This is a genomic window from Janthinobacterium sp. UMAB-60, assembly GCF_900095235.1.
Lineage (GTDB): Bacteria > Pseudomonadota > Gammaproteobacteria > Burkholderiales > Burkholderiaceae_D > Janthinobacterium.
The window spans coordinates 27,291-44,172 of the sequence record NZ_LT607497.1 but is presented as its reverse complement, the minus strand read 5'-3'; the positions used below and the strand labels follow the sequence as shown (position 1 = coordinate 44,172).

General features: G+C 62.9%; 16 protein-coding genes and 1 tRNA gene. 6 read left to right on the top strand and 11 right to left on the bottom strand.

What is annotated here, in order from left to right:
* Window position 1 precedes the first annotated feature (1 nt).
* The 3 genes from K0F86_RS22530 to K0F86_RS22520 form a co-directional block, all read right to left on the bottom strand.
* Window positions 2-2,872: a response regulator gene (locus K0F86_RS22530; RefSeq protein ID WP_219136407.1), complete on the bottom strand. Its 2,871-nt coding sequence runs from the start codon at window positions 2,870-2,872 to the stop codon at window positions 2-4.
* A 310-nt stretch (window positions 2,873-3,182) separates the two neighbouring features.
* Window positions 3,183-3,383 carry a YbdD/YjiX family protein gene (locus K0F86_RS22525; RefSeq protein WP_010396213.1) on the bottom strand — a complete coding sequence of 67 codons (201 nt, stop codon included), beginning with the start codon at window positions 3,381-3,383 and terminating at the stop codon, window positions 3,183-3,185.
* Complete coding sequence (locus K0F86_RS22520) at window positions 3,383-5,443, bottom strand: carbon starvation CstA family protein (protein WP_219136406.1); 2,061 nt, start codon at window positions 5,441-5,443, stop codon at window positions 3,383-3,385. The genes K0F86_RS22525 and K0F86_RS22520 overlap by 1 nt, the downstream gene beginning before the upstream one ends.
* A gap of 245 nt (window positions 5,444-5,688) precedes the next feature.
* On the opposite strand from K0F86_RS22520, the gene K0F86_RS22515 reads away from it, so the two are divergent.
* The 5 genes from K0F86_RS22515 to K0F86_RS22495 all read left to right on the top strand — a co-directional run bounded on the left by K0F86_RS22515 (window position 5,689) and on the right by K0F86_RS22495 (window position 11,399).
* The gene (locus K0F86_RS22515; RefSeq protein ID WP_219136405.1) at window positions 5,689-7,059 is read left to right on the top strand and encodes a cache domain-containing protein; all 1,371 of its coding nucleotides are present in this window, start codon (window positions 5,689-5,691) and stop codon (window positions 7,057-7,059) included.
* 28 nt (window positions 7,060-7,087) lie between these two features.
* Window positions 7,088-7,717 (top strand): response regulator transcription factor, encoded by a 630-nt coding sequence (locus K0F86_RS22510; protein ID WP_219136404.1) that lies wholly within the window; start codon window positions 7,088-7,090, stop codon window positions 7,715-7,717.
* A gap of 266 nt (window positions 7,718-7,983) precedes the next feature.
* Window positions 7,984-9,108, top strand: a complete 1,125-nt coding sequence (locus tag K0F86_RS22505; protein ID WP_306823220.1) for an EAL and HDOD domain-containing protein — start codon at window positions 7,984-7,986, stop codon at window positions 9,106-9,108.
* 1 nt (window position 9,109) lies between these two features.
* Complete coding sequence (locus K0F86_RS22500) at window positions 9,110-11,155, top strand: bifunctional diguanylate cyclase/phosphodiesterase (RefSeq protein ID WP_219136402.1); 2,046 nt, start codon at window positions 9,110-9,112, stop codon at window positions 11,153-11,155.
* A gap of 154 nt (window positions 11,156-11,309) precedes the next feature.
* Window positions 11,310-11,399, top strand: a tRNA-Ser gene (locus K0F86_RS22495).
* 129 nt (window positions 11,400-11,528) lie between these two features.
* Here K0F86_RS22495 and K0F86_RS22490 read toward each other — a convergent pair.
* Together K0F86_RS22490 and K0F86_RS22485 are read right to left on the bottom strand one after the other, a co-directional pair.
* Window positions 11,529-12,587, bottom strand: coding sequence for a tyrosine-type recombinase/integrase (locus tag K0F86_RS22490; protein WP_219136401.1), 1,059 nt, complete (start codon window positions 12,585-12,587; stop codon window positions 11,529-11,531).
* 18 nt (window positions 12,588-12,605) lie between these two features.
* A complete protein-coding gene (locus tag K0F86_RS22485) occupies window positions 12,606-12,857 on the bottom strand; it encodes a DUF4224 domain-containing protein (RefSeq protein WP_046682344.1) in 252 nt (83 codons plus the stop codon).
* Window positions 12,858-13,130: 273 nt separating this feature from the next.
* Here K0F86_RS22485 and K0F86_RS22480 point away from each other — a divergent pair, with 273 nt between their 5' ends.
* Window positions 13,131-13,460 (top strand): hypothetical protein, encoded by a 330-nt coding sequence (locus K0F86_RS22480; RefSeq protein WP_219136400.1) that lies wholly within the window; start codon window positions 13,131-13,133, stop codon window positions 13,458-13,460.
* Window positions 13,461-13,471: 11 nt separating this feature from the next.
* Here K0F86_RS22480 and K0F86_RS22475 read toward each other — a convergent pair whose 3' ends face one another.
* The 6 genes from K0F86_RS22475 to K0F86_RS22450 all read right to left on the bottom strand — a co-directional run bounded on the left by K0F86_RS22475 (window position 13,472) and on the right by K0F86_RS22450 (window position 16,831).
* Window positions 13,472-13,675, bottom strand: a complete 204-nt coding sequence (locus K0F86_RS22475; RefSeq protein ID WP_219136399.1) for a hypothetical protein — start codon at window positions 13,673-13,675, stop codon at window positions 13,472-13,474.
* An 89-nt stretch (window positions 13,676-13,764) separates the two neighbouring features.
* Window positions 13,765-14,004, bottom strand: coding sequence for a hypothetical protein (locus K0F86_RS22470; RefSeq protein ID WP_219136398.1), 240 nt, complete (start codon window positions 14,002-14,004; stop codon window positions 13,765-13,767).
* Window positions 13,998-14,150: a hypothetical protein gene (locus K0F86_RS22465; protein WP_162995787.1), complete on the bottom strand. Its 153-nt coding sequence runs from the start codon at window positions 14,148-14,150 to the stop codon at window positions 13,998-14,000. The genes K0F86_RS22470 and K0F86_RS22465 overlap by 7 nt, the downstream gene beginning before the upstream one ends.
* A complete protein-coding gene (locus tag K0F86_RS22460) occupies window positions 14,147-15,985 on the bottom strand; it encodes a replication endonuclease (RefSeq protein WP_219136397.1) in 1,839 nt (612 codons plus the stop codon). The genes K0F86_RS22465 and K0F86_RS22460 overlap by 4 nt, the downstream gene beginning before the upstream one ends.
* Window positions 15,975-16,328 carry a hypothetical protein gene (locus K0F86_RS27720; protein ID WP_257572307.1) on the bottom strand — a complete coding sequence of 118 codons (354 nt, stop codon included), beginning with the start codon at window positions 16,326-16,328 and terminating at the stop codon, window positions 15,975-15,977. Before K0F86_RS27720 ends, K0F86_RS22460 begins: the two co-directional genes overlap by 11 nt.
* Window positions 16,329-16,429: 101 nt before the next feature.
* Window positions 16,430-16,831 carry a hypothetical protein gene (locus tag K0F86_RS22450; protein ID WP_219136396.1) on the bottom strand — a complete coding sequence of 134 codons (402 nt, stop codon included), beginning with the start codon at window positions 16,829-16,831 and terminating at the stop codon, window positions 16,430-16,432.
* Window positions 16,832-16,882: the final 51 nt, after the last annotated feature.

The following is a 16,882-nucleotide window of genomic DNA, read 5'->3' as shown; positions in this document are numbered from 1 at the left end:
GTCAGTGTTCCTTCACGAGGATGGCGCTCAGCGATTCGCGTACGGCCAGGAAGGCTTGCTGCATCTGCTGCAGCAGGGCAGCCGCGCCCTCGGTACTGCCGGCGCGGCCCAGTTTTTCCATCTCCTTGCACAGCTGCGCCAGGCCATCGGCGCCCACGTTGGCGCTGCCCGACTTGAGGCTGTGCGCCACCTTGCGCAGCGCTTCCGCATCCGCGCCGGCAATCGCTGCGCGCATGGCGCTCAACTGGCGCGGCGTCTCGCTGGTAAAAGCGAGGATGACCCGTTCCAGCAGCGCATCGCCATCGGCCTGCGACAGGGCGCGGATGTTTTCCAGCGCCTGCCGGTTCAGCGGCTGGCCCGCCGGCGGGGGGGCGGAAACGGGTAGCGACACCTCGGGCGGCGCTTCCTGCAGCGTTTGCGGTGTTTGCGCCTGCGGCGCCTCGCTGTGGTGCACGGTGGCCGCGCGCGGCAGGGTGATCCAGCGCGCAATCGTGTGGCCCAGGTCCTGCTGCGTAAAAGGTTTACTCAGGTAATCGTCCATGCCGGCCGCCAGGCATGCCTCGCGGTCGCCCTGCAGCGCATTGGCCGTGATGGCGACGATGGGCAGCACGCGCGCGTGGCCGCACTGCTGTTCGTGGCGGCGGATTTCCGCCGTGGCGGCAAAGCCGTCCATCACGGGCATCTGGCAGTCCATCAGGATCAGATCGAAATCCTCGGCCTGCGCCGCCTGCAAGGCTTCGTCGCCGTTGCGCGCGCACACCACGTCCAGGCCCAGGCTGTCGAGCATGGCCAGCGCCACTTCCACGTTGACGGGATTGTCCTCGGCCAGCAGCACGCGGCGGCGCTGGCGCCGGCCCACTTGACGGGCCGCATGCGGCGGATGGATGCGCATGCCCTCACTGGCGCGCGGCGGCGTGACGATGCAGTCGAACAAGTCGCATTCGCGGGCCGGCTTGATCAGCTGGAAGGCCACGCCCGCCTCGCGCCGCTGCACGGGGTCGGCCGCCGCCTGTTCCGTGCTCAGCAGCAGTAACTTGAGGTCGGCCAGCAGCGGGTCGCTCTTGATGGTGGCGGCCAGGGCCAGGCCGCTGGTGCGCGGCAATTCCATGTCGAGCAGGGCCACGGCATACGGCGTGCCCGCCTGCGCGGCCGCGCGCAGCTTGCCCAGGCAGTCGCTGGCCGTGCCGGCGCTGTCGCTGACGATGTGCCAGCTGGCCAGCTGCCGCTCCAGCACGGCGCGCGTGGCGGGTGTGTGGTCGACGATCAAGGCGCGTAATCCCCGTGTGGTTTTCAGGTTGAAGGACGGGTCATCGCTGTCGACCCGCCGCTTATCGAAATTTACTTCGAACCAGAAGATCGAGCCTTGCGTTAAAGCATTATCAACGCCGATAGTGCCGCCCATCAGCTCCACCAGCTGTTTCGAGATCGTCAATCCCAGGCCCGTGCCGCCGTGCTTGCGCGTGGTCGAACCGTCCGCCTGCGAGAACGATTCGAAGATGCGCGTCTGCGCTTCGTTTGATACGCCGATGCCCGTGTCGTGCACCTCGAAGCGCAAGCCCACGCTGGGCGCGTCTTCGCTGCACACTTCCACTTTCACGGTGACCTTGCCCGTTTCCGTGAACTTGATGGCGTTGCCCAGCAGATTGACGATGATCTGGCGCAATCGGTTCGGGTCGCCGCAGATGGCGACGGGAATGTCAAACGCGATATCGAATTCCAGGCTGATGTTTTTCGCTTCCGCCTGCGGCGCGAACACGTGCTCTATGTCGTCGAGCAATTCGCGGAAATTGAAGCGGATGTATTCCACGCTCAGCTTGCCTGCCTCGATCTTGGAAAAGTCGAGGATGTCGTTGATGATCACCAGCAAATTCTGCCCCGAGCGCTGCACCATGCTCGTGTAGTGGCGCTGCTGCGGGCTCAACGGGCTGGCCAGCAGCAGTTCCGTCATGCCCAGCACGCCATTCATCGGCGTGCGGATTTCATGGCTCATGGTGGCGAGAAACGCGCTCTTCGCCTGGCTGGCCGCCTCGGCCGCATCCTTGGCCTTTTCCAGCTGCGCCGTGCGCACGCCCACCTGGCGTTCGAGCTGGTCGCGGTAATTGGCCAGGGTGCTGTCGCGGCTGTCGATCTGCGCCAGCATGTCGTTGAAACTGTCGATCAGCACGCCCAGCTCGTCGCTGCGCTGGTGCGCGATGCGGTGGCTGTAGGTCTGGCTGCTCGACACTTTTTGCGCCGTATCGATCAGCTTGGTGATCGGTTCGGCAATCACGCTTTTGAAACGCCGTGCCAGGAAGACGGCGATCAGGAAGGACAGCACGGTGGCGCCGCCGATGGCGCCCACGTGGCGGCCGATGTCGCGCCACATGTGGTTCAGGTCTGCCTCGATCAGCACGGCGCCGATGATCTGTTGCGGCTCGCCCGGCTGGTAGACGGGACGGTACAAACGCATGGCGGGCGCCAGCGTCGTGCCCGCGCCTTGCGTGACGGGCTGCACGGCCATGTCGGCCAGCAGGGCCGGGTCCATGTCTTCCGGCGCCGCCAGGCCATCCGCATGCTGCGGCGCGCGGTACAGGGCGAACAGCCGGCCGCCCCGGTCGAACAGGGCCGCCTGGGCCACCTCGTCGCGCGCGGCCAGCGATGCCAGCACCTGTTCCGCCTGCGCCTGCGCAGGTTTGCCCGCCAGCAACGGCACCGCGCTGGCCGCACCGATCACGCCCGCCAGCGACAACAGTTGCTTGCCTTCATCGTTCTTGTGGCTGAGCACGGACGTCAGCGCAAACGCCACGAACACCAGCAGCAGCGCGCAGCCCGATGACAGTACCGAGATCATGGTCAGCTTCTGGCTGATGCTGGAGCGTTGGAAATTGAACATGGTGGCGGCGCTTCTCCGATCGATCCGTTGACTGTTTTTTAATTCCTATTGGAAAAATATAGACGCGAAGACACACCCTGATGTTGATGTGGGTCTAAGGGAGGAGAGGGGAGGGGAACTTATACGATATGAAACAGCGGATGGCAGCACGTAGGTCGGATTAGCGCGGCAAAGCCGCGCGTAATCCGACAGCATCACCGGCCAACGATATTGTCGGATTACGCGCTTGCGCGCTAATCCGACCTACGCAACTGGGTTACGACGCTGGACAAAACCGACGCGCAGTAGGCTGGGTCAGGTGTCACCACAACTAACAACAGCCGCCACGCTTGCCGGCGCCGCCATAACGGGCTTCCTGCCGTTCGCGGAAGAACTCTTCATACGTCATCATCGGCTCGCCGGGATGGGTGACTTCCCGGTGCGCCACATAGGTGTCGTACTCGGGCAAGCCGCACATGAGCCGCATGCTTTGCCCCAGATACCGTCCAGCCTTGATGATTTCGTCGATCATCATTGCACCGTGGGCATGGCCTGGAACGGCGTTTCCTTGGTGCTCGGCTGGCTGTCGCGGCGCGCCTTCAGGATGGTGCGGATGCCGAAGAACAGCACGCTGATCACGACGATGACGAAGAAGGCGGCCAGGCCGGCGTCCAGGTAATCGTTGAAGATGATCTGCTGCATCTGCGCCACCGACTTGGCCGGCGCCAGCAGGGTGCCTTCATCGAGCGCCGCCGAGTATTTCTTCGCATGCGCGAGGAAACCCACGCGCGGATTGGCGTCGAAGATCTTTTGCCAGCCCGCCGTCAGGGTGCACAGCAGCAGCCAGATGGTCGGCGTGATGGTGACCCACGCATAGCGGCCTTTTTTCATCTTGAACAGCACGCAAGTGCCGAGGATCAGCGCGATCGCCGCCAGCATCTGGTTGGCGATGCCGAACAGCGGCCACAGGGTGTTGATGCCGCCCAATGGATCGACCACGCCCTGGTACAGGAAATAGCCCCAGGCCGCCACGCACAGGCCCGTGGCCAGCAGGTTGGCGATGACGTTTTCCGTCTGTTTCAGCGCTGGCACGAAGCTGCCCAGCAAGTCTTGCAGCATGAAGCGGCCCGCACGCGTGCCCGCATCGACGGCCGTCAGGATGAACAGCGCCTCGAACAGGATGGCGAAGTGATACCAGAAGGCCATCATGGCCTTGCCGCCCATGGCGCCGGACAAAATCTGCGCCATGCCGACGGCCAGGGTCGGTGCGCCACCGGCGCGCGAGATGATGCTGTGCTCGCCAACGTCCTTGGCCGTCTGCGTCAGCATTTCCGGCGTCACATAGAAGCCCCATTGCGAGATCGCCTGGGCGGCCGATTCCGCCGTGGTGCCGATCAGGGCGGCCGGGCTGTTCATGGCGAAATAGATGCCCGGCTCGATGGTCGAGGCGGCCACCAAGGCCATGATGGCAACGAACGATTCCATCAGCATGGCGCCGTAGCCGATGAAGCGGGCGTGGCTTTCGTTTTCAATCATCTTCGGCGTGGTGCCCGAGGAAATCAGCGCGTGGAAGCCGGAAACGGCGCCGCAGGCAATCGTGATGAACAGGAACGGGAACAGATTGCCCGACCAGACAGGGCCGGAACCGTCGATGAACTTGGTCATGGCCGGCATTTTCAGGTAAGGCGCGACGACGATGATGCCGATGGCCAGGCCCAGAATCGTGCCGATTTTCAGGAACGTCGACAGGTAGTCGCGCGGCGCCAGCAGCAGCCACACGGGCAGCACGGAAGCGATGAAGCCGTAGCCGATCAGCATCCACGTCAGTTCCGTGCCGGTAAACGTGAACATCGGGCCGAGCACGGCGGATTCCTGCACGTACTGGCCGCCGATGATGGCCAGCATCAGCAGCACAAAGCCGATGATGGAAATTTCGCCGATGCGGCCCACGCGGATGAAGCGCGAGTACACGCCCATGAACAGGGCGATGGGTATCGTCGCCATCACGGTAAAGCTGCCCCATGGGGAACCGGTCAGCGCTTTGACGACGATCAAGGCCAGCACGGCCAGGATGATGACCATGATCATGAAGCAGCCGAGCAAGGCGATCATGCCGGGAATTTCGCCCAGTTCAGCCTTGATCAGGTCGCCCAGCGAGCGGCCGTCGCGGCGCATGGAAATGAACAGCACGATGAAATCCTGCACGGCGCCCGCGAACACCACGCCCGCCAAGATCCACAGCATGCCGGGCAAATAGCCCATCTGCGCGGCCAGCACGGGGCCGACCAGGGGACCGGCGCCGGCAATCGCCGCGAAATGGTGGCCGAACAGCACATATTTATTCGTCGGCACGTGGTCGAGGCCATCGTTGTGCTTGAAGGCCGGCGTCATGCGGCGTGCATCGAGGCCCAGCACCTTGTCGGCGATGAACAGGCTGTAGAAACGGTAGGCGATCAGGTAGACGCAGACGGCGGCGATGACGATCCAGATTGCGCTGATCGGTTCGCCACGTTGCAGGGCGACGACGCCCAGGGAGCCGGCGCCGGCCAGCGCAAGCGCTGCCCAGCCGAGCTGTTTGAAAATGCGGTTCATGCTTCCTCCAGAGATTGACGGGCGCTGTGCCGTGCGATGATGTGTGCTGCGGGTCCTGGTCGTCGCCAGTTTGATGTGACTTTTGGTGTATTTGCAGCTTATGGCAAGTATTCAGGAATCGTATAATTGCCGCAAGCGCACGACTACGCAGTAACGCTCAGTATTACTACGCAGGCCGATCGCCGCGCCGCGACGTAAAATCACGCATTCCCACCAGCATCGACGCCGCCGGAGCGCGCCAGGCCATGAAACTCAGACAGAAAGTCATCTTCCTGGCCATCACGCCGCTCATCCTCGCCCTGTGCGCCATCGCGTTTGCCGTGCGGCACCAGGCGGTCACCCTGGCCGAGCAGCAGCGCGCCACCATCCAGCAAGCCTATCTGGCCAGCAAGGAAGCCGAACTCAAGCATTACGTGACCCTGGCCAGCCATTCCATCGCCTCGTTATATGGCTCGGGCCGCAAGGATGGCGCTACACAAGAGGAAGCCAAGCGCATCCTGTCCGCCCTCAGCTATGGCGATGATGGCTACTTCTTCATCTATGATTTGCAGGGCAAGTCGCTGATGCATCCGCGCCAGCCCGAGCTGGTTGGGCAGAATCTGTGGGAGTTGCGCGACGCGGACGGCAACCTGACCATCCAGCGCCTGATGCAGCGCGCCAGGAGCGGCGGCGGCTTCGAGCGCTACAACTGGATCAAGCCCTCGACCAACAAGTCCGCGCCCAAGCTCGGCTATGTGATATTGATGCCGGAATGGGGCTGGATGATGGGTACCGGTATTTATATGGATGACGTGGACCAGGCGCTGGCCAAGGTCGACGCCCAGCAGTCGCGCAATATCCGCTCGACCATGGAGTTGATCGCCGCCATCGCCATCCTCGGTTCGCTGCTGGTGGCCGCCTGCGGCCTGGTGCTGAACTTGCGCGAATTGCGCGTGGCCGACGCCAAGCTGAAAGTGCTGGCGCAGCGCGTGGTCGAATCGCAGGAGGAGGAGCGGGCGCGGCTGTCGCGTGACTTGCACGACGGCATCAGCCAGTGGCTGGTCTCCATCAAGCTGCAGATCGAGGCGGGCATCGCGCGCCTGGCCGGCAATGCCGAACAGAAAGACAAGGCGCCTGCCACGTTCGAGCGGGCCGCCGAGCAACTGAACAAGGTGCTGGGCGAGGTGCGGCGCATTTCGCACAACCTGCGCCCGGCCATCCTCGACGACCTGGGCCTGGCCGCCGCGCTCGACCACCTGGTGCATGAATTTAACGACAGCAGCAGCGCGCAAGCCAGTTTCACGGCCAGCCCGGCGGCGGCGGGCGAGGGCTTGCCCGACATGGTCAATACCGTCCTGTTCCGCATCGCCCAGGAAGCGCTGACCAATTGCGAGCGCCATGCCCACGCCCGCGGCGTGGAAGTGAGCCTGCGCGAGGCGGGCAAGGCGGTGGAATTGCGCATCGAGGATAATGGCGGCGGCTTCGATTTCGACGGCATCGCCCTGCACCCGCAGCGCGGCATCGGCCTGCGCAACATGACGGAACGCATGGAAGCCATCGGCGGCAGCCTGCTCATCACCTCGTCGCCGGCCGGCACCCTGGTGCTGGCGCGGCTCGCCCTTCCACCGACACACTGATGAATAGATACCGAGAAGATACCGAGACATGAGCGAGAAAATCAACATCCTGCTGGTGGACGACCATCCCCTCGTGCGCGACGGCTTGCGCGCGCGCCTGGAAGCGGTGGCGCATTTCGACGTGGTGGCCGAGGCGGGCGGCGCCGACGAAGCCCTGGCCCAGGCGCGTGCGCATCAGGTGGATCTCGTGTTGATGGATATCAATATGCGCGGCATCAACGGCATCGAAGCGACGGCGCTGTTCAAGCAGGCCTTTCCGCAGATTGCCGTGCTGATCCTGTCCATGCACGACAAGCTCGAATACGTGTCGCAAGCCATTGCCGCCGGCGCGCGCGGCTATGTGCTCAAAGATGCTCCAGGGAAAGATATCGTCTTCGCCATCGAGACGGTGATGTCCGGCGGCATTTATTACAGCGCGGCCCTGGCGCGGCAACTGTCGCGTCCGCAAGTGCACGATTCCTTCCTCACCACGCGCGAGCAGCAAGTGCTGCAACACATCGCGGCGGGACAGTCGAACAAGCAGATCGCCCGCGACCTGGACTTGAGCGTGCGCACGGTGGAGACGCACCGCCTGAACATCAAGCGCAAGCTGGGTATCGAAGGACAGGCCGAATTGATCAAATATGCGGTCGAACATGCGCATGGCGGCGGCGCCTGAACGGCGCTGGCGCCACGGTGTTTTTTTCAAACCCGCATGACAGGCGGGTCTCCCGGGGGGGATGTTTTTTTTGAATATTTATTGCCAAAATTAAACTGTTTCGCGGGTGAGATTCGGATAGAATGATTCTCGCTGTCGAAATGGCATCCCTGTCGGGCCAGGGTTGCCAATGCTGGTCAGTTTATTTACTATGGCGCCCTACCCACACTGAGATACCGATGTCAGCGTCTGAATCAAACCTGTTTCCGTTGGTGGGATTACAAGCAGTGGCCAATGCTCATAACGAGTGGGTCGCTGTCACCTTGCATGTACCGCAGGCCTCGACGGCGCCGCTGCTGGCGGCGCTGGCCGCTGCCGACGCGTATGCCTTCCTGGCGCCGCTCGACTGCATCATTCCCTTGGTCGACCCGCATGGCGTGGACGAGGCCGTGCTGGCGCAACTGGTGCCGCAACGCACCATTTTCCGTTTGCCGGCGCAGCTTGCCGGCGACAAGCAGATCCAGAAAAAATGCCGGCAATGGCGCGACGCCGGCTATCGCATCCTGCTCGATGGCGCCGATGCCGGTCCCGTGGTGGCGGCGCAGGTTGACGCGCGCGCGCTGAGTTTTGACGCGGCGGGCACACGCCCGGCCCTGCATCAGCTGCTGCCCTTGCCGGGGCCGCACCTGGCCTACAACATCGGCGACGCGGGCCAGCTTGCCGCATTGCAAGAAATCGGCGTGAGCTGGTTTGCCGGCGACTACGCCTTGCGGCATGCGCGCCAGCAAAGCGAGCCGGAAGACGCCACCTCGCGCCGGCGCTTGCTGGCCCTGCTTGGCTTGCTGGCCCGCGATGCCGACGCACACGAGCTGGAAGTGCCGCTCAAGCAAGATCCATCACTCAGCTATCATCTATTAAAACTGGTCAATTCAGCCGCCTTCGGTTTCACGGCGCCGATTACCAGCTTCAGCCAGGCTATTACCTTGCTGGGCCGGCGCCAGCTGCAGCGCTGGCTGCAACTGCTGCTGTATGCGCGGCAACAGGACGACGGCAAGATTCATGCGCTGCTGCCGCTGGCGGCCGTGCGCGCGGCGCAGATGGAAGCGCTGTGCCAACTGCGCGGCGGCGACCGCGATGCGCAAGACCTGGCCTTCATGACGGGCGTGTTTTCCCTGCTCGACGTCCTGCTGGGCATGCCGATGGAAGCGATCATCGCCACCCTGAACCTGGCGCCCGAAGTCAATGACGCCTTGCTTGAACGCAATGGCGAGCTGGGCACCTTGCTGGCGCTGGTCGAAAGCGCCACGCCGCCGCCCGAAGGCTTGCGCCGTGCCGGCATCGATGGAGAAACCTATTGGCGCAGCCTGCTACAGGCCTACCAATGGGCCATCCAGGTCAGCCGGAACCTCTAGCATGACCTTGCTGCCGGTGTCGGATTACCTCGGTGACAGCGCCGCCCTGTGCGATGCCGTCGTGCGTTTGCGCGGTCCCGCGCTGGTGGCTGAGCTGGGCCGTATCGCCAGCGCCGTGATGACCAGCCCGCATGGCCAGTTTCTGCCTGCGGGCGGCATGGGCGCCGCTGTGCCAGCCGTGCCGTTTCCCCGCGATACGCCCGCCTTGCTGCAGGAAATCAGTTTCGACGGCCATTGTTTCGGCCATTACAGCGTGGCGGGACGCAGCCTGTACAACGACGCCGACCGCCACCACCTGGCCAGCCTGGCTTCGCTGACGGCCGGCGTGCTGCAGGTGCATTCACTGGCGCAACGCTCGACCCATGCTTTTGCGCAAGTCGAAGCCTTGCTGGCGCAGCAGACGCAAATCCTCGACCAGTTGCACGAATCCGTGCTGACGATGGACTTGACGGGCTACATCACCAGCTGGAACAAGGGCGCCGAGCGCCTGTTCGGCTACACCTCGGTGGAAGCCGTGGGGCGCAACATCCTGTTCCTGTACGACGACGAAGACACGGCTTTCCACGACGCCTTCCTGGAACAGGGAGGGCGCCTGATGGAGGTGCGTCGCCGAAAGAAGTCAGGCGAGATCTTCTGGGCCAGCCTATCCCTGTCTCCGCTGCAAGACCTGGACGACAAGCCCATCGGACTCATCGCCTACCTGACGGACATTACGGAACGCAAGCTGGCCGAAGAGCGCTTGCACCACCTGGCCTACTACGATTCGCTGACCAGCCTGCCCAACCGCACCTTGCTGGCCAAGCTGGTCGACCAGGCCCTCAGCGTGGCGCAGCGCAGCAAGATGCTCGGCTGCGTGCTGTTCATCGACCTGAACCGTTTCAAGCTGATCAACGACACCCTGGGCCGGCGCATCGGCGATGAGCTGCTGCGCCAGGTCTCCTTGCGTTTCCGCAAGGTATTGCGCGACCAGGACCTGGTGGCGCGCCTGGGCGGCGACGAGTTCGCCGTGGGCCTGTTCGACATCGGCCAGCACTTCGAGGCCAGCATGGTGGCGCAAAAGCTGCTCGCTTCCCTGGTGCAACCGTTCCTGATCGAAGGCCACGACTTGCGCGTGGGCGCCAGCATCGGCATCAGCGTGTATCCGCAAGACGGGCAGGACGCGGAAACCCTGCTGCGCCTGGCCGACATCGCCATGTACCGCGCCAAGCAGGACAGCGGCGGCGAAGCGGAAAGCGTGGCCTTCTACAGCCAGGACATGAACTTGGGCATGCAGGCGCGCATGCGCCTGGAAACAGGCTTGCGTCAGGCATTGTCGGAACAGCAACTGTTGCTGCACTACCAGCCGAAATATGCGCTGGGCAGCGGCCGCATCATCGGCGCCGAAGCACTGGTGCGCTGGCACCACCCGCAGCACGGCATGATCCCGCCCGCCGAGTTCATCCCCCTGGCCGAATCGACGGGCCTGGTGGTGCAAGTGGGCGAATGGGTGCTGGAAGCGGCCTGCGCCCAGGCGCAGGCGTGGAAACTGGCGGGCCTGCCGCCGATCCGCCTGGCCGTCAACGTCTCCGCGCGCGAATTCACCTCGGCCCTGCCGGCCCGGGTGGCGGCGACCCTGGCCCGCTACGGCCTGGAAGCGGCCTGGCTGGAACTGGAAATCACGGAAAGCACGCTGATGCACAACATCGAACGCGTGATCGGCATCATGGACCGCATCACGGCGCTGGGCGTGGCGCTGTCGCTGGACGACTTCGGCACCGGTTATTCGAGCTTGTCCTACCTCAAACGTTTCCCCATCGACACCCTCAAAATCGACCGCTCGTTTACCACCGGCATCCCGACAGACGCCAGCGACTGCGCCATCGCCAGCACCATCATCAGCATCGCCCAGCAGCTGCACCATAAAGTGATCGCGGAAGGCGTGGAAACGGCCGAGCAGCTGGCCTTCCTGAAGAGTTCCGGCTGCGACGAAGTACAGGGCTACCTATTCTCGCGCCCGTTACCGGCGGGGGAGTTTGAAAGAGTGCTGAGGGAGAATTGGGGCGTGTAAGGCATGTGTGCTGGCATGATTGTTTATGCCACAAGCAAAGAGCCGGGGTCATACCCGCCAGGCACGGCCCCGGTCCTTGACGTTGGGGTAAATAAGGCCATGGGAGAGCTAGCCATTGGTAAGCCACTGACCTTTATGTATAATGCTGCCATCTGGAAGCGTGGCCGAGTGGTTGAAGGCACTAGTCTTGAAAACTAGCGACGGGTTACACTGTTCGTGAGTTCGAATCTCACCGCTTCCGCCAGAAATATGAAAATAAGCCCTTGAATATCAAGGGCTTATTTTTTTTGTGCTGTCGCCTGCAAAATCCCTGATGTAAAACCTCAGTTTCAACTTAGCGCTAATTTGCGGAAATGGTTTCCGCAACTCGCCGCTAGCGAGTAGGGCGGACAGCCTGGCCAATGCGCCGATAGACCTTTTCCGTGATGACTTTTTCACTATGCCCCAGCAGGGAGCTGGCGGCGCCCAGGTCGGCAATGTCGCTGGCGGAGCGCGCCCGGATATCGCGGAACTGGAAGGCCTTGATGCGGCTGGCCAGCTCTTCGTCGCCAGCCTTTAGCGCCAGTTCCGCTGCAGCTTTCCGGGCGCCATCGAAGCGCAGGCGCAAATGCCACTTCTTGACCTGGCAACCATTTGGCAGCGCGACGATGAAGGTGGTGCGCGGCCGGTGCGCGCGCGCGTGGATGCGCTCGATGACTTTCGCCAGTTCGGACTTGATGCCGTCGTGCTCGAGCACGATGCGCAGCAGCTTGTTGCTCTTGCCCTGGCGCACCTGCAACGCCCCATCCTTCAAATCGCCGTCGCGCATCTTGAGCACGTCCGCAGGCCGCTGTCCGGTCAGGTAGTTCAGGTCCATGGCGTCCTGCAGTTCTTCACAGCCTGCGTTGCGCACCGCATCCCACACGGCTTTGTCGGCATAGAAGTCACGCGGCACTTCTTTATTCTTGCGCACGCCCCTGCATGGGTTCTCGCGCTTGGTGTAGCCCCATTCCCTTGCCATATTGAACACATGCGACAGCAACGCGATTTCGCGGTTGGCGCGTACCTTGGCGCTGCGCGCGTCGCGGTAGCGGGCAATGTCCTGCGGCGTGATGGCGTCGATGGGCGCGCTGTCGAAGACCGGGCGCAGCTGGCTCAACGAGCTGGAGTTCTCGCGTTGCGTGCTTGGCGCCTTGCCCGGCAGGATGTCGCGGACGTATTGCGCAAACACGTATTCCATCAGCGTGGCGTCGGTTGGCACGGGCTTGCATTCGTATTCTGCCCACAGGCGCTTGGCCTCGACCAAATCCGTGCCCAGCGGGTATTCCTTCCGGTTGCCGGCGTCGTCCCGGCCATTGTAGTAATAGCCGGTCCATGTTTCGCCCGATTTCAGCTTGCGCACGCGCCGCAGCATGCGCGGCGGCAGTTTGTAGCCAGTGCTTTTAGGTCGCATTGTTTTCTTTCAATTCTATTAACGTACTTTGGACAGGTCCGGCGCCCAGGCCGGCGTGCTCACCAGGCTGGCGGGATTGATGCCGCTCAAGCGCAACCTGGCGTACAGGCGCCCGATGATGGGCGCGCCGGCGCGGTTTTTGATGAAGGTCCAGCCGTTTTGCTGCAGCCATTTGATCTGATCCACTTTCCGGCAGCAGCCTGAAATGGTTTCCAGCTCTTCCGCAGTCAGGGTTTCGGACTGGATGGAATTATCAAAAAGGTTATTCATTGGATGCCGCTTTCTTTGTGGCCGGGCTGCATGCTTGGCATTTGTTCGTGGCCAAGGCGAACGCTTCGGCCTCCGTGTACTGCGGTACTTCTGCGCCTGGCTTGCGGTAGTCGCGCAGCCGGCAGAATTCTTTGTATTGGTCCATTTTTAATAGTCCTGCTTGGCTTTGCAAACGCAGTCGGGTAGACGACCGCGCCGCCTTTGCCGCCCAGGTGGTTTATGCGGCAATCCTGCTAAACTAGCAACTCCTACAACCGCAATAGAATTAAGCATATGAAAACAATCGTGAATAGCACCTACTCTGCTCCTGAATTTGACGCCCAGATCGCGGACTGGCTGGCTACCTACGAAACCAGCGAGTACGATTTTCCCGACGCCCCCCGTCGCGTCGGCATCCTGTTTCGTCGCGACGACGTTAGTACCGTGTACAGGGCTATAGATGGCGCAGGTGTCAGCGAAATTGGCAAGGCATATGATTTTCTTGAGTCCATCGGACTGCGTGACCTGGCGATCTACGATCATCCGAGATTCAACTGCATCTACGGCTTGCCCGAACATCGTCCGCAGGCTGGCGAAAAGCTTGCCGTCATTCTTTGGGAGTAGTTGTGCCGGCTTCATGCCGTAAACTCCCTTTGGGCCAGCAGCAGATTATTCAGCTGCTGGACCTCGTAATTGCGACCTGCAGCGTTGTCCTCGTCCAACGGCATGTATTTCAGGCGCTCTTTCGATTGCGCAATGGCGACGCGCAATGCCATGTCGATACCGACGTAGGCGCACGTGGAAAGTTTGATTGTTTTGTAATAAATTGCGTTTGACATGATGCTTCCTCAGGCTATGGGCATGGTCTTGACGATGGAATTGGCGCGCACGAACAAGGTCGCCACGGCATGCGTAGGGTGTTCCGCTGTCATGCTGGGCACCCGAAAGGCGCGACAGCTTTCTTGACCGCCTCGATGGCCGCCAGCGGCACCGCCCGGAACAAGCCCGGCCACTGGTGGTCCAGCTCCACCCACGCATGCAGCTCCCCATTGCCCACGTCGCGGCGCAGGTCGTTGACGGTGCCGGCCTGGTAGCCTTCATCGGTGTCGAATGTCACGCGGTCGCCCAAGGCGATTTGCCGCGGTGAATCGGTCGAGGTGGTCAGCATTGCGGTGCTCCTTTCAGTTTGGCAGTAACGCCGCACACGCCGAAGTGGTCGAGGGCGGCCTGGATCGCGTCGCCGCTGGAAGCGGCAATCGCGGCATATTCAAAGCGTTCGGTTTGCGTGCGAACGATCACGGCATAGGTGCTCATGTGCCATTTCCTTCTTGGTGTGGGGTGTCGGGGAGGATCAATCGGGGCCACGGGCAGGCGTTGACGGCCGCCCAGGCGGCAATCACGGCTGTTTTTGCCTCGTCGGACAGATCGGGCACGGGCGCCGCTGGCGGCGTGGCCGGGGCAGGGCGGTCGGGGTGCGTACAGTTATTTACACGAGTCCGAGGAACGGCAACCCCAACAGCCACCCCGCGCCCGCCTGTGGCCTGTACCGGCGTCCACGTATGGCGCACGGACTTGAAGACCACGCCGATGAGGTCGCTGCAGCGCACGCCGTAGGGCGTGGTGCGCAGTGTTTCGCCGTAGCGCCCGATGACGGTCTTTTCGTCTTTGGCCAAGGTGACGACCAGTTCCTTGCGCGGCACCAGGGCGCCGCCCTGGGCGCGCAGGTATTCGGCCCAGCAGGCGCGCTTTTCGCCGTCGATCTTTTGCACGGCATTCCAGGCGCGGCGCATGGCGGCCGGGGCTTCGTTGAGCATGTTTTCCTCGATGCGGCGCAGCTCGCGCCACACGGTGACGGGCGCGCCGCCCCATTGCTGGAATTGACGAATGCCCCAGCACGCGGCCCAGGATTCGACCCGCGCCGATGGCGTCAGCTCGACATCGCCTTCGGTGTCGGCCGTGACGACGTAGCCTTCCTTGGTCTTGTGCTCGGCCACGCCATCGATGTTCTTGGCCACGTACTTGGCGATGTAGCCGGCGGCGCTGCCCTTGGCCCAGTCGATGCGTTTCACGTCGAGGCGGCGCGCGAAGGCGCCCGGTTCGCCACGGTCCACGCGCCAGGCGTAGCGCTTCATGATGCGGATGGCACGGCCGGCCACGTCCTGCAGGTGGACCGTCTTGTATTTCGCGGTAGGGCGCACGAACAGCAGCAGATGCCAATGCGGGCAGCCATCGTGGTGGGGTTCGGCAATGCGAAAGCCGTACAGGCCGATGCCCCGGCGCGCCAGTGCGGAACGGCACAGCGATGTCATCTTGCCCAGGTAGGCATTGGCTTCGCGGGGCGTGGAGCCGTCGAACTTGTCGTTTGGCTTGCCGCTGTGCTGCATGGCGTGGAACCGTGACGGGCACGTCCAGGTGATGAAAATGCCCTGGTCGCCGCATTCGCGGGCGATCTGCTCAAAGCCGTTGATGCGCAACATCAATTCGCCGCGCCGGATGGCCTTGTTGGCGGTGGTCTTCTCGGCCAGCTCGGCGATGCTGAATTGCTGGCCGTTCTCGTTCTGCACCAGGGTGGCGGCCAGTGCTGCCGCGTTGCGCCGGTTTTGCGCCAGGCGCGATAGCACGGCGTCGTTGCTGGCGTAGGGTTCGCCGCGATAGTTCACATAGCCCAGGCGGATATTGCCGGCCTCGAAGGCGCGCTTGACGCGCTTGCGCAGTTGGCGGCGCCACCAGCGGGCGTCCACCAGGCGGGCGATGGTGTCGGCCAGCACGTCGAACTCGGGCAGCTCAATGCCATACGAGGCGCATTCGTCTTCCATGATCTGCAGGGCGTGCGTGTCGGATATGGCCATCCACAGCATTTTGGTGACGCCGGCCGCCGCGCGTTCGGCGGTGGCCACGATGTCGGCATCGCTCTGCGACAGGTCAACGCCGGCCGGCACGTACAGGTCGGCGAACTCGCGCACAAAGCTGGTGGCGACGGATTCATAGACTTTGTACCAGGACGACCAGGCCATCTTGGCCATGGCGGCCGTGATGACGCGGTTGCGCCATTTGTAGGGGATGCGGGCCAGCTCGGGCGCGAACTGGGCGGATCGCAAAAAAGCTTCGTGACGCTGCGGGGCTGGCAGCAGGATTTGTTTAGATTGCATTCAACAGTCTTTCGTACACACGGATAGCGGCGGAGGTGGCGGCGCGCAGTTCGATGCGCTCTTCCTCGGTAAATGAGTGGATGGGCGATTCCCAGCGCTCGGCGTCCATGCCGGCGGCGATCAGCACGGAGCGGCGCGCGCCGCGCGGCGACAATCCCCAGGCCTGGGCCATGAAGGGCGCCAGGTTGCGCGGCTTGATGCTGCGTAGCTGGGCCTTGGCTTCGGCGATGGCGGCCAGCGCATGCCCGGCGCCTGGTGGCGTTGGCATATCCTTGTCGCGCGCGGCCAGAATTTCGGCGGCAGGCTGGAAGGACAGGTGATTGTCGATAAGGGACGCCGGCATGGTTCAGTCCTTGATGGCGCCGATGGCCCGAAGCACGTCAGGGGTAATGACGATCAGGAGCGACAGCAGCCAGATGCCGCAGGTTTTGGCCACGCGCAGCATTAGCGTGCCCCTGCCTTGAGAAAATGTTCTGCCCAGTACGGGAGCGTGTGCGATGTGCCGCAGCAGTGCCGGGAACCCGCTTCAGTGGCGAAAATGTAGTTCACTTCGATGGGCAGCTTGCCGACCAGGGCGCGTTGCTTGGCTGGCGCGAAAAAACCGTCACGCTCCAGTGCCTGCGCATCGCTGACGATGAAGGTCAGATTGGCAGCGCCGTAGGCATGATAGGTCTTGGCAATCTCATGGATGTGGGCGGTCAGCGCCGCGATGCCGATGCCCGCGCTGGCTTGGAGCAGAAAACACGTTGGTGCCACGGGGACAATACAATTTTGCAAGGTCGGGCGGATCGTGCTTGATGCCATGGATTGGTCGGCATGGCTGGTGGCGTGCAGCGTGTTTTCCATCGGTTTTCCTTATTTCAGGTTGAACGAATCCCGCACGCTCAAAAAGGAGCG